We start from the raw sequence: 25,311 nt of genomic DNA, 5'->3' as shown, positions 1-25,311 counted from the left end.
ATGATCCTCGCTTGGTCAGACATGCGTAATAAGACACACACTGTCACCCTTCTTCGCTAACCAACAACAAAAAGCCCGCAATATGCGGGCCTTTAAAATATTTGTATAAAATTAATCAACAATATGATAGTTTTTCATATTATGAATTAATAGTTTAGTCACTTCAGAACTGGTTTTATTCACATCATCACTCTGATCAAATTGTGCAGACGTTGACCAAATGGCTCTTTTACTCACAGTATCAAATAAGGTGAATGCGACGTTCATTTCCTCATAAGAAACGGTATAACTACCACCATATACATAGTCATATGCGTTATCATAAAAACCATCGAACATCAGATCATTTGTGTAGCCAAGGGTTTCTTCAGGGTATTCGACAATTTTATTTTCGACATCAACCAACTGTGCAACAAACACGGTTTGCATACCATAGTTCTTTGCATATGCCGCTATTTGCTCTTTAGTCGGTGGTTTATTAGGAAACATTTGAGAACTAGGTACTGCATTTACACCGGCGGTTCTCAGCCTGCTCACCATATCATCTTCGAATATTCTGCGAGTGCTGATATTATCCGACATCGCAACAACATAGGCACTTTTAATTGGTATTTTTGTATACGTGGAATCATACCAAGAAGAGGTTATGTTAATCTGTGCACACGCCGATAAGAGCAAACCACAGAGTAATGTATAAAGTAAACGCATAATACACCTTGCCAGAACTTGTTTTGAAATTAAGACTAGTACAGCATAGTGATAATGCAATTATGAATATATTAATCGTAATATTTTATGGCCCAATATGAACTTTATTATTGCAATATTTTATATTAATATTTGTTTTTAATCATCGATATTTACATTCAGACAAGAAAACACCTTTCCTATATTAGATAAAATACAAATATCATTCCAGCAACAAACATTTCACTCTAGTGAATTTATACCAGACTGATGACCAGCTACTCGTTATACAGCCATTCATCCGCTTCATCAAACATCTCTTCTAAAACCGCGCCTACTTCTGCTTTACAGTCTTTAGGCCCACCGAGTACGGTTAAGTCATTAATTGTTCCTGTACGAACACGTATCATTGCATCAGGCCAGTGTTGCTCCATTCGACGAATGAATTCACTTTCTATCTTTGGGAAGCCATTTTCTGGAATACTTACTTTGTTTAGCATTAATTCAATACGCATCTTACGCCACCAAATACTGTTTATTTATACAGTTAATTGTATACGCAACGCGAAACACTTCAATTTGAATTGTTTATCATGAATGTGAGCATTTCTAATTAAGATCAACCAGCATGTCAAGACTGATAAGGGAAATAGTATACGACTAAATCACTACTTCCTCCGAATCGGTCCTAACAGTCATAAAACCGACGTCTACAGTATTTGTTGGTAGAATAGCTATAGCACATTCTTATACCGATAAGTACTTTCATAATCTTTAAATTCCCTTATATAATTTCCCATAATAGATATTTATGGGGTCTCTTCAACACAAAGCTCTTCTGTGGGAGGAGAAACGGTGACTTCATTGTAAAAAATAACTCGGTTGTTTTTTGTAACCATTTTTTCAATAACCCCGTCAGACCATAATGCATAAGACAATGAACAACTTCGAAATTTAAAGGTATCAAGTATAATCAACTGCCGTATCATTCACCCAGCCTTACCATATGGATAAGCACTCTTATATCCTTCCGTGGTAGACTTGTAATTTCATTCCAATAAAGAATAAATAACAAGAATTAAGTGAACAAATTGTAACTCAAATACCTAAAAAGTATATATTAGCCACTTGATATCGATCACGTTTCAAACAAAACAGTAAACAGGTAAAATATTGCCGGTATCATATTTTCGAATTAAAGCGGTACTCATCTAATTCGAAACCAGCAAATCGCGGGGATATAAAAAAGGCCACCACTAAGGCAGCTTAGTCAGAAAACATACTAACTAAAATTACTATTATCAATTACTCAGTCAAGAAGCCATTTATTTAATGGTTCATTTTATCAAAATTATGGATGATTATTACTAAACGGGCCGGTATCTGTTTGCGAAGCGTTATAAGCTACGGTTTATGGAAAATGGATGTCCAATACGATAATTCAAAAGCAGAAAATAAAAAATCTGGAGCCAATTAAAAAAATTGGGGCAAATTGCCCCATTTTTGCCCCAAGAAAACACACGAAATACTCAGGACATTGAATTATAAGTGTTTATTAGGTCCGATATAGAACCTTGATAATGTGGTAGCCGAATTTAGTCTTCACCGGACCAATAGGCTCTAATACTTTGCCAGTAAAGACGGCTTTATCGAATGCAGGAACCATTGCACCTTTACGGAATTCACCTAGATCACCACCACGCTTGCCGGATGGACAGGTTGAATATTTTTTTGCAAGGTTTTGAAATTTCTCACCCTTTTTCAATTGCTTAAGGATGTCGTCTGCCTGTTCTTTATGCTTCACCAAAATGTGAAGCGCTGCTGCTGTTGATGCCATGTTTGTAACCTAGCGTTGCCGTTATTAAATCGGTGGAAGTGTGCGATAAATCACGCAAAGTAGCAAGTATTTAGCACTGGGTATATCAAGCTCAGAGACAAGAAAGCCAGCATCACAGCTGGCTTTCTTGAGATCTTACAACACCTGATGTTAGCTTTCAGATTTTAAAATCTGTGCGGCTTTCAGTTGCGTCATCTGGCGAATTTGTCGCCACATATAGAAGAAGATACCCATCATCATCAGCATGGATGGGATCGCTATCATCGGGTAGCTCACTAAAGTTAAGCGCCCCAACTCTTCATTGAACGCCTGTGAACCTGAAGGACTTGTGACAATCGTCTTGGCCAACACATAATTCATCACAGAGGAAAAGACAAACGTACTGGCAAACAAGTAATTGGCAATCACTAAACTACGTTCAAACGCATCGCTTTTCCCAAATTCACGTAGTTTCTCGTGAATCAAAGACATGTTTAACACTGTATCATTGATCAGCAATTTACTGACTACCGGATACTTGGTAAACGTTGAGACAAAAACACCAATACCTATCAGGCCAGGAATTAAGGCTTCTTTAACAGCTAACCACTTGTTGTCGAGCTCAAGCAGTCCAATCCCCCCTGTCAACAACACACTGACAAAACCAAGCAATGAAATGAAATTGAATTTTTTGTATTTGATCAGCTCATAGCCGCCAAACACAATCGGGAAAGCCAACGCAATGACTAAAGCACCTACGGAACCAAGGTACTCGTCACTACTGAGCTTCATCAATACAACTGAAGGCACAATAACGTTAAAAATCAGGTCATTAAGTGGGCTTGCTTTTTTTTCTGTCATAATATCTTACAAAGTCATCCAAACTGTAAACATCTGTATTGTTTCGTGAATTACTGCCGCTGTAAAGTAGATGTACGTTACAAAAGGTTAAATCCCCGTGTGAGTGTTCTCTATGTGAGTGCCAAAACACCCTTAAGTCTCTCATTTCATACTGTGAACACCAGACTCTTTGCAACTTGAGGTAACTTACTTCCATAAGAATATACAACAACGCAAATTCTGCAAAGCTCTCTATCCTCCTCCATAATCAGATTCTAACACATACCCACTTTTCTGTTAGGAGTGTGAGATGAGTAAACCTGTGATCGCCAATAACCTTCCTATTCAAGTGCAGCTAGAAAAAGGCAAAAGTTACTATTTTTGTACGTGTGGCCATTCATCCAGCCAACCTTTTTGCGATGGTTCACACCAGTCGACTGAGTTCACGCCACTAAAGTTTAAGGCCGGTAATGATGAGGATGCTTTTCTTTGTGCCTGTAAACATACGAAAAATCCCCCTTATTGCGACGGTTCTCATCAACAATTTAATGCTGATAATGTCGGAAAAGAAGGACCAGGAATAACATCCGATGCAGGGGATATGCCAATCGCACGCCCTACCGCCGAAGAGCCTACAGTTGCTTTTATCCATCAACTTGCGAAAGATGGGTTAACCTCAATGGGTCACCATGGACCAATGACCGCAATGGGTGTACCTCGAAACCAATTACCTGAATGGGATGATATTCAAATCATGGTTGCCCAGATGGCGAGCAAGCCTTTACAAGATAATGCTAAAGTCGGCACAGAACTTGTGATCGGCCCTAAGGCGAAACGTCCACTGGTGCTTGATACTCCTCTGTTTGTCTCTGACATGAGTTTTGGCGCGTTATCAGAAGAGGCCAAAATCGCCTTGGCAATGGGGGCGGAACTCGCTGGGACAGGGATCTGTTCTGGCGAAGGCGGTATGCTAGCAGAAGAGCAACAGGCCAACTCCCGCTATTTCTACGAGTTGGCCAGCGCTAAATTCGGCTATCACGAAGGGTTGTTGAAAAAAATCCAAGCATTTCACTTTAAGGGGGGACAAGGTGCAAAAACAGGAACAGGTGGGCACCTTCCTGCGGCGAAAAACATCGGAAAGATAGCACAGACCCGCGGCTTAAAACCGGGAACTGACGCTATTTCTCCCCCTACCTTCGAAGACTTAAAATCCCCCCGCGATTTTTCGGCTTTTGCTGAAAATGTCAGGGTGATCACCGGTGGCATTCCGATAGGCTTCAAACTCAGTGCAAACCATATCGAGCGCGATATAAATTTTGCCCTTGAAGCTGGTGCCGATTACATCATTTTGGACGGTCGTGGTGGTGGCACTGGCGCCGCACCAAGCCTGTTTCGTGATCACATTAGCGTCCCTACTATCCCTGCATTATCTCGTGCTCGATACTTCCTTGATAAACATGGGATGTCGAATAATGTGACTCTGATTATTACTGGCGGACTGCGCACTCCTGCCGATTTCATCAAAGCGCTTGCTCTGGGTGCAGATGGTATTGCGATAGCAAATAGTGCTATGCAGTCAATCGGTTGTGTGGCTGCTCGTATTTGCAATACCAACAATTGTCCTGCAGGCATTGCGACACAAAGAGACGATCTGCGCCAAAAGCTTAACATAGAAAAATCGGCTCATCAGTTAGCCAATTTTTTGTCTGCTTCAACGAAGCTAATGCAAGTCATGGCACGTGCTTGCGGCCACCACCACCTTAACCAATTTAACAAAGATGACCTTGCCACATGGAATCATGACATGTCGTTATTAGCAGGCATCGAGTATTCAGGTTTTAAACAGCGAGAATAAATCATAGATAGCTGATTTCAGATAATAACTGCTCGCAGAAATTATCATCTTGATGTAGCTTGAGTATATTCGTAAAGACGGCCACCCTAAAAGGAATTCACAATGATATCAGCCACTAACACTGCACTTGTTATTATTGATGTTCAAGGGAAACTCGCACAAATAATGGCAAATTATGGTGCTCTTTTCCAAAAACTAGAAACAATGGTTAAAGGCGCAAAGATCCTTGAAATGCCGATCATCTGGGTAGAGCAGCTACCTCATAAGCTGGGACCGACGATTCCTCAAATTGCGGATCAACTATCGCATATTACGCCTATCGCAAAAAACAGCTTCAGTTGCTATCGCGATGAGCAATTCGTCACAGCACTGCAGCAGACTGGCTGTAAAAACGTGGTCGTGGTCGGCATTGAAGCCCATATCTGCGTCTACCAGACTGTTCAGCAGTTACTTGACAATGGTTATCATGTTGAAGTGGTCAGTGATGCCATATCTTCCCGCGAACTCTCTAATAAGCACATCGCTCTGAACAAAATGCAACAAGCCGGAGCGGCAATAACCTCAACCGAGATGGTGCTATTTGAATTGCAAGAAGTGGCTGAAGGGGAACGGTTTAAGCAGATCTTAACCATTATTAAGTAAGATTAATTTGTCTCTAAGCTACCGTAGCGTTCACAAAAAAAGCCGTAATAAAATCAACTATTACGGCTTTTTGGATGGCTCATCGACAGGTCTGCAAGTTAATAACCGACGCCTGCGCAGTAAGAAGAAATAACAATGAGAACTAAGGCATACGTCATCACGTTTGATGCAGGCTTACTCTTAGTCAAAATAGGCATAAACCAGACGCCTACGGCAGCCAACAACAAGCCTAAACTCGCCACTTGAGCGATAAACGGGGCGATATCATTAGTAAGCTCAGCCCTATTGGCTAATTCAGTTAATTGAGGTAATCCAGTTAGCAGGCATATCAGGGTGATCAGAGCGCCGATAATGGGCAGATAAGTATCGACCTTTTCAACCTTATGTTCGGCTCTGACTAATGCCGTGTGAGCAAGTAATGTCCCACCGCATAATGTCGTTGCGAAGAAGTGCGCTGCCACCATCCACTGTGTGCTTCTAACCATCAAGCCATGAAGTAAGTAGCTTGCCCCCGCAATCAACGTGATAATCAGCACGATCTTACGGAGGTTGTCATTCCCCACTAACCCTTTTTCAACAAACCAATATATCAATGCTAATGCGAAGAAGCCCATCACCATCAAGGCTTCGATGCCAAGACTATAGACTGTAGCGGTATTAGAAAAAATTAATGTGACTTCACGTAAGGTCAGTGATGAAAATAACATCAGCCACAGTGCAGGAAGGGTACGATGCAGACGATCCATCTGACCAAAACACAGTTGACCACTGAGGATCACCCCGCCAAGAACAATAAAGGCACCAATTGCCAATTGAGCAAAAACACTCGAAAGAATCAATGGCCACTCATACCAAGCCATAACTAACCTCTATACCAGCAGCGAACTGCTAAAATTCAAGATGAAACAAAGGAAGACATTTTGCCTTACCTTACGTTGTTGTTCTATTTTATTATTTGCTAGCAACGGGTTGATATGGTTTTTCAACACCTTCAACATCACTTGATAATGCTTGAGCTTTAAGCAACAACATGGCAACTATAAATGCAATAATAGCTATCAGCGCCATACCCCCATATGTAAGCGTGAAACCTTCGCCCAATATCTGCGAATCAAAATCAGCTAAACCATGCCCGCTACCTTCACCGATAAGTACGGGTACTTTAATGTGGAATAGTGCTGAGCAGAATGCGACACCGACAGCGCCACCAAGCTCTCTACCATAACCGAACATGGATAGCCCGATCCCCCTATCATGTGGCGGTAAGACATTCTGAACCACTACATTGAGTGATGGTAAGGTTAACCCTAGGCCTGCCCCTGCTAATGCCAACGCCATGTTTGGCATTATTCCACGATACAGTAAAAACATTGCGACTGAAGCCATTGCAAAACCCGCCACAATTAATGACTTGTAGTAACCAGTTTTAGCAATCCTTTTACCGCCGAGATAGGCGCCAATGGTAATGCTCATCATAAATACCATCATAATGAGTCCACTGCCTGAAGCGGACATACCATGTTGCCATTGCATCTGCAGCGGTAAATACACTAATACGGCAAACATCAGCAGCTGTGAGCACATAATAAGTAATACGCTAATTGCATAGCCCGGTAACTTGAAGATTCTTGCGGGTATAATGGGATCCGCCACCCGACGCTCAACCATAACGAGCAATACAGTCACAATCAGCAATGAGATCGCTAATACATCATTACTAAACATGGATTCTGGTGATAACAGCAGCAACAGCAAGCTAGTAACAATCATAAGCAATCCGGCTCCTAACCAGTCAAACTGACTATCTCGTCCTTTATTCAAGTGCTTTAAATTCGTATTAATTAGCCACAGCGCCAAGCCACCGAGCGGAATATTAATCCAAAATACCCAGCGCCAACTTAAATGCTCAGCAAAAAAGCCCCCCAGCAGAGGGCCTGCAATACTCGATACCGCATAAACTGCGGAGATATACCCTTGGTATTTCCCCACCTCGCGAGCAGGAATACAGTCCGCGATGACAGTAAAGGCAAGCGCAATCAACCCTCCTCCACCAATCCCTTGCAGCACACGCGCGCCAATAAGACTGGGCAGATCTTCCGCTAAGCCGCATGCGACTGATCCCAATACAAACAGCACCACACTAATATTGAGCATTTTTACGCGACCAAATATATCGCTTAGTTTGCCGTATACCGGAAGTACCGCTGTTGCAGCCAATAAATAAGCCGTAACAATCCATGTTAACGCCTGTCCTGCGCCTAGTTCCTCACCAATAATGGGTAAAGGGGTTGTAACAATACTTTTTTCTAGTGAACCAAGCGCTATAACCAATGCAACACTGGCAAAAATCGTTTTTGGCGACATACACTCTCCTCAAAATTCATTTGCATGATAAATCATGTGATGAATTTCGAAAACAAGTTATATCAGCGGTAACCTCAACTTATGCCGACTGTACTATTGACATATATCGGTTATCTAGTAATCTTAATTTTAAATGAAAATTAAGTTGCGCATTACAGAGCCAATTTTGATTACGCAGACCTCAGTCTATGTGCCTGAATAAGAGGAATACTTATGTACGCCATTACCAATGTCAATGTTTTCAACGGTTTTACCACCCTCAGCAATCAGGCCATCTTTATTGAGGGAGACACCATTCAGTCCATTACCCCTATGGATGAAGCTACCTTACCCGCTCGCACTTATTCCGGTGAGGGAATGACCGCGACCGCTGGTTTCATTGACCTACAAATCAACGGTTGTGGAGGCGTACTTTTCAACATTGATATTGATAAAAAAACTCTAGATATCATGAATCAAACTAACCTTAAAAACGGTACAACACAATACTTACCCACCTTTATAACCAGTCACCATGATAAGATGTGCGACGCCATTAATGTCGTTTCAAGCATTGAGAATAAAGAATTGGAAGGGATCCTTGGGCTCCATCTTGAAGGTCCATTTATTAGCACTGAAAAAAAAGGAGCCCATAACGAAAATCACATCCGAATTCTTGATGAATTAACGGCATCCTATTTAGCAGATAACAACGCGCACATCGCCGTTGTCACTCTCGCACCTGAGCATACTTCTCAACGTGTTATTGATATCTTAAACAATGCAGGGATCACCGTCTCTCTGGGTCATACCAATGCTACCTATGATGATCTCATTGCTAAAGACAATATCGACATGGCAACACATCTCTATAATGCAATGACACCTCTTGGCTCTCGAGAACCAGGTACTGTAGGCTATATTTTTGACAAAAAGCCGTATGCTGGCATCATCGTCGATGGTATTCATTCTGCCTATGCCTCCGTTAGAATCGCCCACCAGCAATTAGGGGAAAAGCTCTTTATGGTCACTGATGCCGTCACCCCCGCAGGCACCGACATGACAGAATATGACATGGCTGGAACCAAAGGCTATGTCACTAACGGCAAATGTCATTATGAGGACGGTACGATTGCAGGATCTGCAATTACGATGATAGAAGGTGTTCGTAATTTGATTCAGTATGTTGGAATAAGCCGCGAGGAATCGTTACGCATGGCTACCCTTTATCCAGCAAAAGCAATCGGTATTGACGACCAATACGGAATGCTGGCTGTTGGATATAAAGCAAATGTCACCTTGCTTGATGACAATAATAACGTATGCAGCGTATTCCAAATGGGGACTAAACGGATCTAAGCGCAACGACACTCTCTTATTTACCGAGAAATGGTAAAAAATAGCCCTGAAAGATATCAGGGCTAAATGACAAATATGTATTTCATTCGAACACTGATGCGATAAGTTACGCCATTGTTACTATAAATCACGCATCAATATTTCATACTCGTCTTCAGCTAACTCAATCAACTCAGCGAGCTCTCTTGCATCATCACTGGCCAAATATAAGTGCCACCTTACGGTATCAGGTACTTGCTGATCTTTGCACACGAGTTCCGTTTTCTTACCTCGAGTATAAAAACACAGCTCACTGAATTCCCCCGTAAGATGGTTATCTTTTTCTAATATATTGACGTCAAGCTCACCGATTGGGTTTACAGTTATATCCGCATGAAACCCAGTCTCTCCAGGCAAAATAAACTGTCTACGCTCAGTCAACATGTCCAGCCTCCTATCTGTATTGCGCCATGTCACACAAGTGGCCACCATAAATAATGGCGATAAAAACTTGTGCTTACCACCCTATTCCATACTATTTCGAGTACTTCAATGGTGCTAACACTATTAGTTTAGCCAAGGCAGAGGCTTGAAAATTGATTTTATTAAATCTTCATCAACATTCAGTCGTTTTTATGTCGCATATCAAATTTTTGTTACTGAAATGCTTCATGACATAATTATAATTTGCGATTCCTGCAACGCGGACTACGTTGTAGACCCAACATCCTCACGATGCAGGATTCAACGTGAGCGCAGCGTGCTTCATGTTCATAGCTCAATTGGCTAAAATACAAGGAAATAGCAATGATAGATTTTCGTTCTGATACCGTCACCCGCCCAAGTAAAGCGATGAGAAACGCCATGGCTGATGCTGACGTAGGCGATGATGTTTATGGTGATGACCCAACCGTCAATGAACTTGAGCAATGGGCCGCTAAACGCCATGGATTTGAATCTGCACTATTTTGTAGTTCAGGTACACAGGCAAACTTACTTTCTCTGATGGCGCACTGTGGCCGTGGCGATGAATATTTGTGTGGTCAACAAGCACACAATTACAAATTTGAAGCTGGAGGTGCCGCAGTACTTGGTTCTATCCAGCCGCAACCAATAGAAAATGAAAAAGACGGTACACTTTCTTTTGCCAAACTTGCCGCTTCAATCAAGCCTGATGATCCGCATTTTGCTCGCACTCGCTTACTTAGCCTTGAAAATACCATCAATGGCAAAGTGCTTCCTCTTAGCTACCTTGCACAAGCGCGCCAGTTTGTTAATCAACATAACTTAAAACTGCACCTTGATGGCGCTCGCGCCTATAACGCTGCCGTTGCCCTGAATGTTGACATTACAGAAATAAGCCAGCACTTTGACTCAATGACGATCTGCCTATCAAAAGGCTTAGGTGCACCAATCGGCTCTCTTGTTCTTGGTGAGCAAGCATTCATCCAACGCACCCGTCGGTGGCGTAAAATGCTTGGCGGCGGAATGCGACAAGCCGGAATACTCGCGGCTGCTGCAAAAATGGCACTTACCGATAATGTCGAACGTCTAGCCAATGATCATGCCAATGCGAAATATCTGGCTGAGCAACTCAATAACGTCTCAGGTTTCAAGGTCAACGTTGAGCATGTGCAAACAAATATACTCTTTGCTCACGTAGATCCCACTATCGATCAACTGCAGCTTGTTGATACATTAGAGCAACAAGGGATATTAATCAGTAAAGGGCAGCCAATGCGCTTCGTGACTCATCTCGATATAAGCCGTGACGACATTGACACCTTTTTGTCTGCGCTTAGTCGTGCCGTTTCAGCTCAAGAAAAGTAATCAAACCTATATCTAAAATACAAAAAGGCACAGTATTGTGCCTTTTATCGCGATATCGATAGCAATCAATATCAGTAACTAGAAACGATAACCAATACTTACCGCTGACAAGCCATGCTTAATTTTTATATCACTGTCATCGAGTCGCGTAGGCACCACTAGCCGTAACCCAATCTCCCACTGCTTATAATTAGCAACGGCACCTAGATGTGAGTTAAAACCAAAACCGACAGAGGTAAATTCTGTTTTAGTACCATTCTCATCCGCTAACTCTCCCTCAGAATTAACGTAATGCACCCCTGCACCCACTTCAACACGCCAGCTTTTGCAGGTTCCACATAAGTTTTTATCACCCCATTGGTAAAATAACACAGGGGTAAAGGACACTGAGTAGCCCTTATATTCACCATCTCTGTACGCCTTATCCTCGTCGTCGTCATAATCGAGCTTAAAATATCCACCATTCAGCTCGGTGTGGTATCCCCACTGGCTGGTTGGTGAAAAATAGACAGGCGGCTGAATTAAGGTGATCACCGGGCTGATCGACGATGATGAATTGAAAGGAATATCGTTGAATGTACCTTTATGGCTTACTTCCACGTTTCCACTGGCCTTAGCTATACCAATTTTCAATGCCGGTAGTCGAAAAATCGACTCCATATCCATCGCAGCGGCCAAAGAAAACGGATTGAGCATTACAGCGCTTAAACACACAAGTCCATATTTATTCATGCGTCATCCCTTTTGACTAAACGGTAATTTTCTCTTATTTTTCAATTATAACCGATTGATTATAACCTTGGATTATTTATAACTCGAACAGAAAGCTAAAACAAATGATGATTTAACAATAAGTGACAAACAATGCTTGCTACGTACCCTAAAGCAATCACAGGCGTCCATTTCAGGTGTCCAAAGAAGGTGTATTTACCATGTGCAGCCCCCATCAAAGCAACGCCCGCAGCCGAACCAATAGACAACAAGCTCCCTCCCACGCCCGCCGTCAAGGTGACAAGTAGCCAATTGCCTAAACTCAAATCTGGTTGCATCGTTAATACCGCAAACATAACCGGAATGTTATCCACGATCGCGGATAATATCCCCACCATGATGTTCGCCCAGATAGGATTCCATTGCTGATACATTACTTCTGAAATAACCCCTAGGTACCCTAATAAGCTAAGCCCACCAACGCACATAACCACACCATAAAAGAACAATAATGTGTCCCACTCGGCATGAGAAACTCGCTTGAATACATCAAATGGAACCACTGAACCTAATCGCTTTAACGCTGCATCATCATGATTCGCAATGGCTCTCGCTTTCTTTTTCTCAAGCGAACGCGGTAGTGTCTTGCGTAAATAGAAACCAAAAAACTGCAGATATCCTAACCCCATCATCATGCCAATCACCGGAGGAAAATGGACAAAAGCATGGAAACCAACCGCCGTCGCGATCGTTAAAATAAACAAGCAGACAATACGTTTTGCGCCTCGTTTTAATTCAACATATTCACTTACGGTATTCGGCTTGGTTTTCGGGATAAACAATGACATGATTACAGCGGGTACAATGTAATTAACCAATGACGGTATGAATAAATCAAAAAACTGCATAAAACTTACCAATCCAGCCTGCCAAACCATCAAGGTCGTAATATCACCAAATGGACTAAATGCACCGCCCGCATTCGCAGCAATAACGATATTAATACAGGCAATATTAATAAATCGAATATTGCTACCTCCGACTTTTAATACTACGGCACACATTAATAATGCAGTCGTCAAATTATCAGCAATCGGTGAAATGATGAATGACATACACCCCGTCAACCAAAATAGGCTACGGAAGTTAAAGCCTTTATTTACCATCCATGACTGCAGAGAATCAAACAGTCGCCGTTCTTCCATCGCACTGATGTAGGTCATTGCTACAAGTAAAAACAGCAATAGCTCTGCATACTCTAATAAATTATGCTCTATTGCGCGCTGGGCCATTTCTATCTGACCATGCTGCTGATAGACGTAGCCGATCATCAACCAAATAATGCCAGCCGCTAGCAATACAGGTTTTGATTTACGCAACTGCAAGTATTCTTCTCCCATCACTAAGCAGTATGCGAAACCAAATACCATAAGTGAGGCATAACCAACGGTTGACTGTGTAAAGTCCAAACCATCACCACCAGCAAATACAGGCATAGCCCCGAATACCAACATAATAAATGTCATGACATGACTCAGTCTCATACGACTCTCCCCTCCTTGAGGTCTCTGAGGTATATATACCCCAAATTATTAGCTTACATTTAGTTTACACATTCCTTTTAAACAATTACGTGAAGCCACCCAATAAGATCACCCGTTAATTAACAGAGCGGTAACGAATAATGAGCATCTATTTGCCAGAAAACTTGAAACTGATCCAAACTAATCATTATGCGCAGATAAATTTCGCAGTATAAACATAGAATCTGCCAGCAGAATTCAATAAGTGAGTCAGATCATTTTGTCGTTAATTGATGAAGGATAAAGCAGCATGAATGACATTGAGTGTTGGCTAAACCAACTAAAAAGTGACTATGTACTTGATATTAGGAATGAAATATCAACATTAAGCCGTGCCGTCAGTCACGCACCTGCAAGCATTTTTGGCCCAATTGATACAGAATTACAAAGTGAAGCCATCGCTTACTGGTTCGATTCCTGTCAGCGGTTAAGCTATTACTACCAACACCTGAATGACGTTGAGCTTGCATACAGCTATATGCATTTTGCTTACAGTAAGTTGCAAGAGTTAGCCAGTTTGTCGCCGCAAAACCCTGCGATGAAACGCTGGTGTTACAAAAAACTCGACAGAATGATCGTCAGTATGATGGAGTTCTGCCAGCAGCAGCATGGTCAACGCTGGGAACAAGAAAGCAACGACCTTGTCGAATTGCATGTTATTTTTATGCAGGGACAACAACACATTAACCTTGTCTATGAACTGTCACCACCGTATACCTCCTAGCAACGTCCTCATACTCAAGTGCCTTTTAGTTGCTCAAAAGAAGACTAAATTGCAGCTTGGATATATTATAAATAAGACAAAACTGTCATCACTTTCGTTCTAGGTTCGCAAACTTTCACTAAGCTAATTATATGCTTCTGTGTTGTAACCATGGATTACCTACCGATGACATTACATACCATCTTAAAACCCTTTATCTTTCTACTGCCTTTTTTATCACTGCTTTTCGCGTCTCCTTCATACGCAGGATCAATGCCCTCACCACCGACCATCGCAGCTAAAGCATGGATATTAATGAGCTACGAATCAGGGCAAGTCATTGCGGGTGAAAATATCAATCAACTCCATGCTCCCGCCAGTTTGGTAAAAATAATGACCAGTTATGTCGTAGGGCAAGAATTAAAAGCAGGCCATATTGCCTCTGAAGATACAGTACTCATTAGTGAAAATGCTTGGGGAAAGAAATTTCCTGGTTCGTCAAAAATGTTTCTCAACGTGGGCGATCAAGTCTCAGTAGATGATCTTAACCGTGGTGTCATCATCTCATCCGGGAACGATGCAACTGTCGCATTGGCTGAACATGTCGCAGGGCATCAACCTGCATTTGTTGAAATGATGAACAAGCAAGCAGAAAAACTGGGCATGATAAATAGTTACTTTTCTAATTCTCATGGTTTAGATTCTGACGGTCAAACGATTACCGCATATGATATGGCTCTACTGACTCGCGCTTTAATTCGTGATCTTCCAGATATCTATCCTTTATTTAAAGAAAAATCATTTACTTTTGGTGATATTAAACAAGGTAACCGCAATGCGTTATTATGGGATACGTCCCTCAATGTTGATGGCGTCAAAACAGGTTTTACCAAGCAGGCCGGTTATAGCTTAGTCTCCTCAGCGGACCAAAATGGCCAACGACTTATTGCTGTTGTGCTAGGCACCCATAGTACTCAATCCAGACGTGTAGAGAGTAAAAAACTATTAACATGGGGATTTCGCTTCTATCAGGATATTCAACCTCAATTTAGCGCTAAAGAACTAACTCCATTGAAAGTCTGGTATGGTTCACCATCTGAAATATATCTCGAGGTCGCAGAGGGGGGGATTGTGACGGTTCCCCGTCGACAACGTAAAGAAATAAACCATAAAATACACTACGACACCAACCTTGAAGCCCCGGTAACAAAAGGTCAACAAGTCGGAACTATTGAGTGGTACCTCAATGATGAGATTATCGCGGAACAAGCATTACTGGCGAAAGAAAACTCGCTCAAAGCACCGTGGTATAAATCGATGATTGATATTGTATGGCGACCGATCAATCAATGGTTCTCAAATCAAAACTGGGAACCTAAAGTGACGTCCAATAACTGAACGCAGCAATACCTAAAAAGATGGCAATAGGCGACCTCTGCATGGTCGCCGAACCTATATGAACTACATTACATATCGTGTTCTGGCTTCATCCAAACAGACTTAAAATCAAACCAACCCATGGAATTAGACTGCATCCCCTGCACCACCCCCGTATCATCGACACCCAGCCAATTATGAAACAATGGCAGTACTTGTCCGAATTCTACGAGCTTTGCCCCAAGTTGCTGACACGGCGAGTTTTGATCTTTATTACCCCGCCATTGCGCTACTTCCTGCTCTAGTGCATCAAATTCATCCACTGGCATCGCTCGTGCTATGTGGTCAAAATTAAAAAACCAATTCAGTAGTGCATCATCACGGTAATTCATTAGGCTCATTCCTCCCAACCAGATATCTATCTTGTTGGCATATTTACCCAACGCAACTTCCGTGGTAGTAAGCTCTAGCATCTTCACTTTTACCCCGTCGTCATGAAGAATATCACGAATCGCATTTGCAACATGTGGGTAAACAGGATGTTGGCAAGCAAAGGCAATGGTCATGGTTCGCTTTGCGGGTGGGGCTAACTCAGCAGATGACTGCAAAGGTACATGCGCCCAACCGGGCAAAATACCGTATGCATTAGTCAGCCTAAAATCACCTATCTGCTCTTTATTCAAACGCTGCAGAATATTCAATGATGTCAAACGTGCATGAAAATACGCCAACCAGCTAGGGTCTGCAGGCAAGCCCGATATTCGATTAAATAGTAGAAAATTACAGCCTTCATCAAGCTTAAGTCTGGCCGAAACACTGACACCCGCAAGCTGGGTAGCATCTGAGGCGGGTTGTAAATAACACGATGCCACTTCAGATAGCATCCAAATATCAACAATATCAATCAGTGCGCGAAAACCAAAATACTGTTCAAACGCTTCAAGTTTAAAGCGCTTATTGTCATTTTGAATCACTTTATACGGCCCTGTTCCGATAGGGAACAAGACATTCTGATTTAACATTTCGGCATCTGCCGGTTGGATCACAGCAAGTAAATTCGTTAATAAGTCCGGTAATCGATGGTCGTCAGTATATAAAAAGATATCAATCGTATTGGCAAAAGGGGCTTCAACTTTCTTAATATGGGAGAAAAGACGATGCTGCCTGACTTGATTAAACGTCGCGATAATGTCCGCACTATCAAGTAATCGACCGTCATGAAAACGCACCGATGGCCGGATGTAAAATCGCCAGTGACGGGGAGAGATCGCTTCCCAATGATGCGCAAGATCCCCTTCTACTTCCTCTTTTTCCTCATTTATCCGCGTCAAACCATTAAATATCTGGCGGACTAAATGCTGCTCTGAACGGCGAAGTGGTTGCAGCGGATTTAAATTACTGAACGCGCGATAATATGGTAGTCGCACTATCTGTTTACCGTGTGCGGTCGTATGCCCTAGCTGCTCCTGAATGATTTGAGCCAGTTTATCCGCATTATTTCCTAACGCCTCTAGCGCTGGTTCCAGTTTTCCTTCTGCAACCAATTTCCGTGCATGAATAAGCTGCAATTCGCTATCAGTACTATGAAACGTTAGTCTCGACTGCTTTCCTCGACCAACGGCAGGCTCCCAATCAATCCAGCCATTTTCGACCATTTTATTGATCACCATGCGAACGTTACGCCGGGTGCAAAATAAAACTTCCGCGATATCCTGCAAATTGGTATCACTGTCTTGGCCGGCAAAGTGGCTATATAAACGCTGGAACTGGGATTTGAGCCGTTGACCACTCATAAAAGAGGAACCTATATTCTGAATTTCAAATATTTTGATTTCCTATTTTAACGCAAAAAACGGGCCTCAGCCCGTTTTTTCAAAGAGATACCGTACAAAATACTTGTTGTGTTACGCTGTTTTTTCTGCCAACTCTTTAGCTGACTTTGCGGCTTCACGGGCCATTTGGCGCTCACGCAATACCGAATATAGATAGGTAACAACAATAGCAAAGAAAAGGTATGAAAGTGAAAACACAAATGGCGAATTGATCACCTGAGCTTCTATTCCCCACAGTACACCAGTGATCGTGACACCAATTTTAGCCATCAAGCCCATTAACAGCATTAAAAAAGCCAATTGGGGATAACGTGCTGAACATCGAAAGGCAAGCCAGTAAGCTGAGCCGACTGCGATAGCTGCAATACCAAAGCCAGCCATAAAGGAATGAAAATGCTCGCCAGAAAGAACCCCAGCAAACGTAGAAAAAAGTAAAATCAAACCGAATTTCATAAACGCCTCTCAAGGAAAGTAAGGAAAGTCAGAAAATGCATCCTTTCTATCTAAATCTGCCTAACGTAGGTATTTTCCCACTTTCCTCTTGAGATGAATACAAGAAGGTTTACACCGCTTATTTAGATTCAGCCATCACATCAGGAATTTACATTTCAATAACCTTGCAACTTATTATTACCAAAAAAAATATAGACCAGTCGTTAATCATTTGTAAAATATACCTAATTTTCATTTAATCTCGAAATATAGGATAAATTCAACACTTTCATCTACATTGAGCCGTATTTTTGGTTGCGAGCTATTACCTCTACTCACATTTACGAATAATTCATCTATAAATATCGAATTATGGATCCGCTGAATATAAAAAAACACCCAGCTAAGCTGGGTGTTTTTAAAGGTAAAGCGATAAGCCGCTAAAGACGTTTTTCGATCTTCACTGCGGCCACTTTAAACTCAGGGATCTTCGCATGTGGATCTGTCGCCGATACCGTCAGCTTATTGGCTGCTGACTCCACAAAGTGGAATGGCACAAAAACCACACCGGGTTGCATTCGCTTGGTCACGAAAGCAGGCGTTTCAATGCTGCCGCGTCGAGTTGACACCACTAGCATTTCACCATTTGCTACCCCGATTCGCTCGGCATCCACCACCGAAATCATCGCACGAGGACCCGCTAAATTATCCAACCCTTTCGTCTTACGTGTCATGGTGCCGGTATGAAACTGCTCAAGCAAGCGTCCCGTAGTCAGAATCATTGGGAATTCTTCATCCGGTAGTTCAGCGGCATAACGGAATGGAATTGCCGCCATTTCACCTTTACCGCGAATGAATGCTTCCTGATGCAAAGTTCGTGTGCCCGGATGTTCGCTATCGTGACATGGCCACTGGATCCCATCCTTACCCACTCGATCCCATGTAATTCCCGCATACTGTGGCGTTAACTGGGTGATTTCTTCGGTAATGTCCATGACTGATTGATAATTCCAGTCACTGCCCATCGCATTAGCAAGTGTCTGAATAATCTGCCAGTCTTCCATGGCTTCTCCTGGCGCTTTAATCGCAGGCATTAAGCGCTGAACACGTCGTTCTGTATTGGTGAAATGACCTGTCTTTTCAGCAAACGAATACGCCGGTAATACTACATCAGCCAACTGCGCAGTTTCTGTGAGGAAGATGTCCTGCACAACTAAGAAGTCGAGTGTATTCAAGGCTTCAAGTACGTGCTTCTGATCAGGATCACTCAGCACAGGGTTTTCACCCATCACGTACAGACCACGCACTTGCTGATGGCAAGCTGCATCAATAATTTCTGTCAGTGTCAAACCCGGTTCAGCGGGTAATTCTGGACAATTCCATGCTTTTGCAAACTTGCTATGAACCTCAGGATTTGCCACCTTCTGATAACCAGGGAAGTCTTTCGGTAACGCCCCCATGTCGCACGCACCCTGTACATTCGACTGACCACGTAACGGGTTAATACCCCCGCCTTCGATACCAATATTGCCGCATAATAGCTGCAAGTTCGCGATCGAACGGACATTATCGTGCCCGGTAGTATGTTGAGTAATACCCATGGAATAGTACACGGCGGTATGCTTAGCGGTGCCGATCATTTCCGCAAGTTTACGTAAATCAGCCTGCTTAACCCCAGTGACCAACTCCACTTTATCAGGTGCATACGCATCATTCATCACTTCCGCTTTAAGCTCTTCAAAGCCATCTACACGATCAGCAATGTACTGCTCATCATGCCAGCCGTTCGTGATGATCTGCTGCATAATACCGTTTAGCAACATCACATCAGTACCCGGACGATGCGCGACATACAGCTGTGCATGATCAGCGATATCAACTTTCTTCGGATCAGCAACTACCAAACGGGCTTTACCGTTTCGAAGTGTTTGCTTAATATGTGAAGCAATAATCGGGTGCGCCGCCGTGGTATCTGAACCAATGATAAAAATCAGATCAGAATGCGCAATACTTGGAATATCATTGGTCATCGCGCCACTGCCCAGTGCCGCTTCAAGCCCTGTTACCGTACTGGCATGACACAAACGAGCACAATGGTCGATGTTATTGGTGCCCAATTCACGACGAATAAATTTCTGGAACGCGAAATTATCTTCATTCGTTGTTTTCGCTGAAGAGAAGCCCGCTAAAGCATTCCCACCGTGAGTGGCTTTGATCTCAGCAAACTTGCCCGCCACTAATGTAATCGCTTCATCCCAGCTAGCGGGTTGAAGCTCACCGCTCTTACGAATCAATGGCTGCGTTAGGCGTGTTTCATTCTGGATGAAATCAAAACCAAACCGGCCTTTTACACACAGCATTCCCTGATTAACCGGCGAATCTTTCGCCCCTTGCACATAGCGGATCTGGTTGCTGGTCTCATCCACATACATGGTAACCTTGCACCCTACTCCACAATAAGTACAAATGGTCTCAACTGGCTTAAGCATTTCAATCCGGCCTTGTGACTTATCACGACTGTCCACCAGCGCACCAGTCGGGCAAACCTGAACACAAGCGCCACACTGAACACAATTGGAATCACCCATGTTATGACCATCATTAAAACCAGGGCGACACTCCGGACGCTTAGCGCTAGTACCATCTTCATTTTTCAGGAAGCTTAATACGCCATGTACTGCTTTCTCATTACAGATATCGACACATTGGCCACAGCTGATACAGCGGTTGGCGTCAAAAACAATAAACTCAGAGCTGTTATCGACACTGAATTTCTGGCAGCTGGACATATCCAGCTCATCGTTCTCTACTTTATATTCGGTAGCGAAATCACGCAGCTTACAATCGGTATTAGCCTGACACCCACATTCAAGACAACGTGCAGCCTCTCGCATAGCCTCTTCATTAACAAAGCCGGTTTCAACCTCAGCAAAGTTCAATGCACGTTGTTCCGATGTCAACTCTGGCATGATGACACGCATCGCTTTTTGAATACCAGCAAACTGCTTAGGATCAACCTGTCCCACCTTGGCTGCTTTTTGAGCATTAAACGGCTTAACCGGGATATGCGTCATGTCCCCGTGTAAGAACCGATCAATGGCTTCAGCAGCAACACGGCCATCGGCGACCGCTTCAATGGCAGTTGCCGGGCCACGACGGAAATCACCAATACTGAAAATGTTTTCCACACCTGAATGCATCGTATCCGGATGAGAGTCCAGCGTTAACCAACGAGTTGTAGGCAATTCAATGGTGTCACTGTCAAGGAAAGACAGATCGGGTTTTTGCGATACCGCGGAGATCACCGTATCAAAATGTTCAATAAAACAGTCACCCGTCGGTACAGGGCTACGACGGCCAGACGCATCAGGTTCACCCAGCGCCATTTTTTCCAACGTCACATTGGTCACGCGGCCATTTGCGTCAGCACTGTTTTCAACAGGATTGGTCAAGAAGTGGAATTTTACTCCTTCGTGCTCAGCCTCAACAATTTCATAGTCTTCTGCTGGCATCTCATCGCGGGTACGACGATAAATTAGCGTGGTATCCGCCCCAGCCCGTACGGCCGTACGTGCACAGTCAATCGCGGTATTGCCACCGCCAATCACCGCAACTTTTTTACCCGTGGTGTATGTTTGAGTGGTGACATAATCTTTCAGGTAATCCACCCCCAAATAACAGCCATCAAGATCGCTGCCCGGGTAATTCATTTCGACGGCCATTGACGCACCCACAGCCAGACACACTGCGTCATATTGAGTAACCAACTCAGACAACAACATGTCTTTACCCAAAGCGCGATTGGTTTCAACCTGCATACCATTACGGCAGATAAGTTCGATTTCCTTATCCAAGATCGCTTTAGGCAGACGGTACTCAGGAATACCATAGCGTAACCAGCCCCCCGCCTGAGGCATGGACTCAAACACCGTGACAGCGTAACCTTCATTGCTCAGGTAATAACCACAACTCAACCCACCAGGGCCACTGCCAATAATGGCAATACGTTTATTTTTATCGGCTTTGCGTGGCGGCACATACTGTTCTTGCGCTTCAAGATCAATATCGGCTGCGTGACGTTTTAACTGACGTATCGCAATAGGCTCATCCACAACACCACGTCGGCATTCCGACTCACAAAATGCAGGACACACGCGGCCAATGGAAAGTGGCATAGGCAATGTACGCTTGATCACTTCAACCGCTTTCTGGTGCTCATTTTGAGAGATATGGTACAGATATGACTGAATATCAACACCTGCCGGACAGGCTGTTTGGCACGGGGCCTCACAGTCGGCATAGTGATCAGACATAATGCGGTTTAGTGACTTACGACGGCGCTCTGACAACACATCACTGTGTGTTGTCACTTGCATGCCTGGTTGCACGGATGTCTCGCAGGCACGCTGAATACCTTGTCCGTCGATTTCAACCACGCACAAATCGCACGGCACTTTTTCACCGCTTTTGTTGAGCCCACAAAGCGAAGGAATATCAATTTGATGTGTGTTTGCGACATCAAGTAATGACTGGTGAGCGCTAACCGCGATTACCTGCCCGTCAATTGTGATGTTAATCATCGTTGCCTCATTCTATTGCAGGCACGGCAGTGGTGATTAATTGTTCGTGATAATGATCAATTCAATCACATTTTTTTATCGAAAAACCAATGCCGTGATCAAGATGATGACCAAATAGAACCTTGTTCTATCAGGGATTAGTCATACATCATTTTTAATTAGCCGATCACTTTAACAGAGGCAGAATAAAATTTCTTGATTTTGGACATTTTGGATATTTATTTTACGAACAATTAAATTAGAGCTTTTACTTGCTCTTATCGTAAGCAATCTCAGTTGAAAGCACCTTTGATCATGGCTTTTCTGATTCTCTGCCTTTATAATTTACTGATAATCCGGACAATAAATGAAACCTGAAGATAGAATGGCAACGATATTAGATTCAGTTGATCTACGCACCAAGCTCGTCGGTGAAAACCGTCTTGAGCTATTGATATTCCAAATGCACACTTCGCAACTTTTCGCGATCAACGTGTTCAAAGTAAAAGAGGTAGTCAAACTGCCTAAGCTGAATCGACTGCCAGGCTCTCATCCCAATATCACCGGCGTTGCCAACATTCGTGGGGTATCTATTCCCGTTATTGACTTACGTCAGTCTATTGGTATGCGTCACAATGCTGACAATAGTGAAAGCAACATCATCATCACTGAATACAACCGTTCTGTGCAGGCTTTTCTTGTTGGTCAGGTCATGAATATTGTCAACTTAACATGGCGTGATATTCAGCCACCACCGACACACGTTGGCAAAAACAATTATCTTACGGCCATTACTAAAGTGCCTCGAGATGGTAGCGACAAGCTAGTCAGCATTATTGATGTTGAAAAAGTACTCGCAGAAATTGTCGACTATAACATTCAGATTTCTGATGAAATTTTGGATGATTCAATTGTGAACCACTTTATGGGTAAAAAAGTGTTGATTGTGGATGACTCATCAACCGCCCGAGCACAAATCCGCGACACACTGTCGCAGTTGGGGTTAGAAATTATTGAAGCCAGTGATGGTCTGAAAGCCCTCAATTTGCTAAAAAATTGGTGTGACCGAGGTAAAAATGTCAATGACGAAATCTTAATGATGTTCACTGACGCTGAAATGCCGGAAATGGATGGATACAAGCTTACCCATGAAATCCGTAATGATCCTCGTATGAAAGATCTCCATATTGCGTTAAATACGTCATTAAGTGGTAGCTTTAACGAAGCAATGGTCAAAAAAGTAGGATGTGACCGATTTATTTCAAAATTCCAACCTGACTTATTAGTCGAAGTCGTACAAGACAGGCTTCGCGCCACGTTATAAGTCATCAGAGCCAGACTCGTCGATTAGCAACGTTTCAGCCTATAACCAAGTTACATCGAAGCATTCTTTGAGGTAACTTGGGAATAGCATTATCGTTCACACAATACCCTCGATTAACAATATACTAAGCTCAAATGCAGTACGGATAGTTTCAGTAAGATATCCAGTAGAATCGCGTCATCTATCATAACTGTGCTTCCTTCATCTGCTTTATTCTCGGTTTTCGTGCTTAGCCACATGTGGCTTCGGAATATGTTGATCAACGTCATCCCAGGCATAGAGCGTTTGACCATCCATCGTATCGATTCGCTGTACTTCAATATCATCTGCTTTAACGGTGACCTGCATAGTCAGCAACAAGGTGATAAAGAGAAGAAGCACCCAACATGGCGCTCCTTCATTACAAGCGTTGTTACAAGACCTCTTTAACTTTCTCGCCATATTTCAACGTTTCCAGTATTAATGACTGTGTGCCGTGCGCACGGATTCATTGCCACTGCGCAATGTAACGCGGCGATCAAAGAAATCCCCCTCAAAGTTTTGCTCAGATTTTAACGGTTCCTGATCGCCATAAGCAGATGCATATATTTGGTCTGTATTCACCCCATGCGATTCAAGGTAGCGATACACTGATTCAACTCGACGCTCAGATAACGCCAAATTCTTTTCACTGCTGCCTCGGCGATCTGCATAGCCAGAAAGCGCCCATTTTATTTCTGGCGCTTGTTTCATGACTTCTGCGATTTCATCAAGCTGCATGCGAAAGTGTGGTTCAATCTCAGCAGAACCGGTGCGAAAGTGAACATTCATCTCCAGCGCCAGATCGATTTCACGCTGTTGAATATTCATGACGTCGAACTTTTCTTGTTCAAGACGGGCAATGTCAAGCTGAGCCTGATTGTATTTATGGCTGATCTGCTCTAATGCCGCATTGCGTGAAACCAGCTCCGTCAACTCTGCATCTTGCGCCTCGATGTACCCTTCCTGACCAACTGCCGTTCCCATAATTCCGCCGACAATTGCGCCAATCACCGCCCCTGCCGGACCACCAATAACGGCCCCGACAGCCGCGCCAGATCCTAGACCTATTAATTGTTCTTGCTCACCCACTTTATAGCTGTCATCGCCCTCAATAGGTGTAGCCATAACCGTTGGTGTTGCCAATGAAGCGATTAACGTTGTTGCAATGAGTGTTGAGATAACCTGCTTTTTCATGATGAATTCCTCATTCAGTATTTCGACGATGTCTGTAATGTGCATACCGTCTGTATCGGCCCTGCACTGTTTCGATGAGGTCATTTAACCAAGTAGATCTGGCACTGAAGAGGACAAAAAAGGGCAATGTGATGATCAATTGTGGCAAAAAAATGGCAATTGGCCTTATTTACCAAATCGCGCTTTTTTAGCCTGTAATTTATTGTATAGTCACAGCATAAATA

General features: G+C 43.2%; 21 protein-coding genes. 7 read left to right on the top strand and 14 right to left on the bottom strand.

Translation table 11 applies throughout. From position 1 onward, the window contains the following. Nucleotides 1-111 precede the first annotated feature (111 nt). From L4D12_RS02100 to L4D12_RS02085, 4 genes are all read right to left on the bottom strand, one after another. Nucleotides 112-708, bottom strand: a complete 597-nt coding sequence (locus L4D12_RS02100; protein WP_428446166.1) for a hypothetical protein — start codon at nucleotides 706-708, stop codon at nucleotides 112-114. Between the two features lie 257 nt (nucleotides 709-965). Further along, a complete protein-coding gene (locus L4D12_RS02095; RefSeq protein ID WP_428446165.1) occupies nucleotides 966-1,202 on the bottom strand; it encodes a DinI-like family protein in 237 nt (78 codons plus the stop codon). Between the two features lie 1,040 nt (nucleotides 1,203-2,242). Beyond that, nucleotides 2,243-2,524 carry a peptidylprolyl isomerase PpiC gene (gene ppiC / locus L4D12_RS02090; RefSeq protein ID WP_428446164.1) on the bottom strand — a complete coding sequence of 94 codons (282 nt, stop codon included), beginning with the start codon at nucleotides 2,522-2,524 and terminating at the stop codon, nucleotides 2,243-2,245. A 150-nt stretch (nucleotides 2,525-2,674) separates the two neighbouring features. Next, complete coding sequence (locus L4D12_RS02085; RefSeq protein WP_428446163.1) at nucleotides 2,675-3,364, bottom strand: VC0807 family protein; 690 nt, start codon at nucleotides 3,362-3,364, stop codon at nucleotides 2,675-2,677. Nucleotides 3,365-3,653: 289 nt separating this feature from the next. Between L4D12_RS02085 and L4D12_RS02080 the strand changes: the two genes are divergently transcribed. Both L4D12_RS02080 and L4D12_RS02075 read left to right on the top strand, forming a co-directional pair. After that, the gene (locus L4D12_RS02080) at nucleotides 3,654-5,198 is read left to right on the top strand and encodes a glutamate synthase-related protein (protein ID WP_428446162.1); all 1,545 of its coding nucleotides are present in this window, start codon (nucleotides 3,654-3,656) and stop codon (nucleotides 5,196-5,198) included. A gap of 102 nt (nucleotides 5,199-5,300) precedes the next feature. Beyond that, the gene (locus L4D12_RS02075; protein ID WP_428446161.1) at nucleotides 5,301-5,840 is read left to right on the top strand and encodes a hydrolase; all 540 of its coding nucleotides are present in this window, start codon (nucleotides 5,301-5,303) and stop codon (nucleotides 5,838-5,840) included. 98 nt (nucleotides 5,841-5,938) lie between these two features. Here the strand turns inward: L4D12_RS02075 and L4D12_RS02070 are convergent, their stop codons facing one another. Both L4D12_RS02070 and L4D12_RS02065 read right to left on the bottom strand, forming a co-directional pair. Continuing rightward, a complete protein-coding gene (locus L4D12_RS02070) occupies nucleotides 5,939-6,700 on the bottom strand; it encodes a DmsC/YnfH family molybdoenzyme membrane anchor subunit (RefSeq protein WP_428446160.1) in 762 nt (253 codons plus the stop codon). Between the two features lie 91 nt (nucleotides 6,701-6,791). Then, nucleotides 6,792-8,204: an MDR family MFS transporter gene (locus L4D12_RS02065; protein WP_428446159.1), complete on the bottom strand. Its 1,413-nt coding sequence runs from the start codon at nucleotides 8,202-8,204 to the stop codon at nucleotides 6,792-6,794. A 213-nt stretch (nucleotides 8,205-8,417) separates the two neighbouring features. Between L4D12_RS02065 and nagA the strand changes: the two genes are divergently transcribed. Next, the gene (gene nagA, locus L4D12_RS02060; protein WP_428446158.1) at nucleotides 8,418-9,542 is read left to right on the top strand and encodes an N-acetylglucosamine-6-phosphate deacetylase; all 1,125 of its coding nucleotides are present in this window, start codon (nucleotides 8,418-8,420) and stop codon (nucleotides 9,540-9,542) included. A gap of 120 nt (nucleotides 9,543-9,662) precedes the next feature. Here nagA and L4D12_RS02055 read toward each other — a convergent pair whose 3' ends face one another. After that, nucleotides 9,663-9,965 carry a hypothetical protein gene (locus tag L4D12_RS02055; RefSeq protein WP_428446157.1) on the bottom strand — a complete coding sequence of 101 codons (303 nt, stop codon included), beginning with the start codon at nucleotides 9,963-9,965 and terminating at the stop codon, nucleotides 9,663-9,665. Nucleotides 9,966-10,328: 363 nt separating this feature from the next. Between L4D12_RS02055 and ltaE the strand changes: the two genes are divergently transcribed. Then, nucleotides 10,329-11,351 carry a low-specificity L-threonine aldolase gene (gene ltaE, locus L4D12_RS02050; protein WP_428446156.1) on the top strand — a complete coding sequence of 341 codons (1,023 nt, stop codon included), beginning with the start codon at nucleotides 10,329-10,331 and terminating at the stop codon, nucleotides 11,349-11,351. A 78-nt stretch (nucleotides 11,352-11,429) separates the two neighbouring features. Here the strand turns inward: ltaE and L4D12_RS02045 are convergent, their stop codons facing one another. Both L4D12_RS02045 and nhaD read right to left on the bottom strand, forming a co-directional pair. Further along, nucleotides 11,430-12,083 carry a hypothetical protein gene (locus L4D12_RS02045; RefSeq protein ID WP_428446155.1) on the bottom strand — a complete coding sequence of 218 codons (654 nt, stop codon included), beginning with the start codon at nucleotides 12,081-12,083 and terminating at the stop codon, nucleotides 11,430-11,432. A gap of 95 nt (nucleotides 12,084-12,178) precedes the next feature. Beyond that, entirely contained in the window at nucleotides 12,179-13,588 is a 1,410-nt protein-coding gene (nhaD, locus tag L4D12_RS02040) for a sodium:proton antiporter NhaD (RefSeq protein ID WP_428446359.1), read from the bottom strand. Between the two features lie 307 nt (nucleotides 13,589-13,895). Here nhaD and L4D12_RS02035 point away from each other — a divergent pair, with 307 nt between their 5' ends. Continuing rightward, the gene (locus L4D12_RS02035; protein WP_428446154.1) at nucleotides 13,896-14,369 is read left to right on the top strand and encodes a hypothetical protein; all 474 of its coding nucleotides are present in this window, start codon (nucleotides 13,896-13,898) and stop codon (nucleotides 14,367-14,369) included. Between the two features lie 150 nt (nucleotides 14,370-14,519). Then, nucleotides 14,520-15,746 carry a serine hydrolase gene (locus L4D12_RS02030; RefSeq protein WP_428446153.1) on the top strand — a complete coding sequence of 409 codons (1,227 nt, stop codon included), beginning with the start codon at nucleotides 14,520-14,522 and terminating at the stop codon, nucleotides 15,744-15,746. Nucleotides 15,747-15,814: 68 nt separating this feature from the next. On the opposite strand, the gene sgrR is transcribed toward L4D12_RS02030, so the two are convergent. From sgrR to fdhF, 3 genes are all read right to left on the bottom strand, one after another. Continuing rightward, nucleotides 15,815-17,518: an HTH-type transcriptional regulator SgrR gene (sgrR, locus tag L4D12_RS02025; RefSeq protein WP_428446152.1), complete on the bottom strand. Its 1,704-nt coding sequence runs from the start codon at nucleotides 17,516-17,518 to the stop codon at nucleotides 15,815-15,817. 111 nt (nucleotides 17,519-17,629) lie between these two features. Beyond that, entirely contained in the window at nucleotides 17,630-18,010 is a 381-nt protein-coding gene (locus L4D12_RS02020; protein ID WP_428446151.1) for an NADH:ubiquinone oxidoreductase, read from the bottom strand. Nucleotides 18,011-18,429: 419 nt separating this feature from the next. Continuing rightward, entirely contained in the window at nucleotides 18,430-22,569 is a 4,140-nt protein-coding gene (fdhF, locus tag L4D12_RS02015; RefSeq protein ID WP_428446150.1) for a formate dehydrogenase subunit alpha, read from the bottom strand. A 364-nt stretch (nucleotides 22,570-22,933) separates the two neighbouring features. Between fdhF and L4D12_RS02010 the strand changes: the two genes are divergently transcribed. Continuing rightward, the gene (locus L4D12_RS02010) at nucleotides 22,934-23,872 is read left to right on the top strand and encodes a chemotaxis protein CheV (protein WP_428446358.1); all 939 of its coding nucleotides are present in this window, start codon (nucleotides 22,934-22,936) and stop codon (nucleotides 23,870-23,872) included. 210 nt (nucleotides 23,873-24,082) lie between these two features. Here the strand turns inward: L4D12_RS02010 and L4D12_RS02005 are convergent, their stop codons facing one another. Together L4D12_RS02005 and pdsO are read right to left on the bottom strand one after the other, a co-directional pair. Beyond that, nucleotides 24,083-24,253 (bottom strand): hypothetical protein, encoded by a 171-nt coding sequence (locus L4D12_RS02005; protein ID WP_428446149.1) that lies wholly within the window; start codon nucleotides 24,251-24,253, stop codon nucleotides 24,083-24,085. 78 nt (nucleotides 24,254-24,331) lie between these two features. Further along, nucleotides 24,332-25,087, bottom strand: coding sequence for a sortase-associated OmpA-like protein PdsO (pdsO, locus tag L4D12_RS02000; protein WP_428446148.1), 756 nt, complete (start codon nucleotides 25,085-25,087; stop codon nucleotides 24,332-24,334). Nucleotides 25,088-25,311: the final 224 nt, after the last annotated feature.

Source organism: Photobacterium nomapromontoriensis (assembly GCF_050336815.1).
Taxonomy (GTDB): Bacteria; Pseudomonadota; Gammaproteobacteria; order Enterobacterales; family Vibrionaceae; genus Photobacterium; species Photobacterium nomapromontoriensis.
This window is presented reverse-complemented; position numbering and strand designations above follow the sequence as displayed.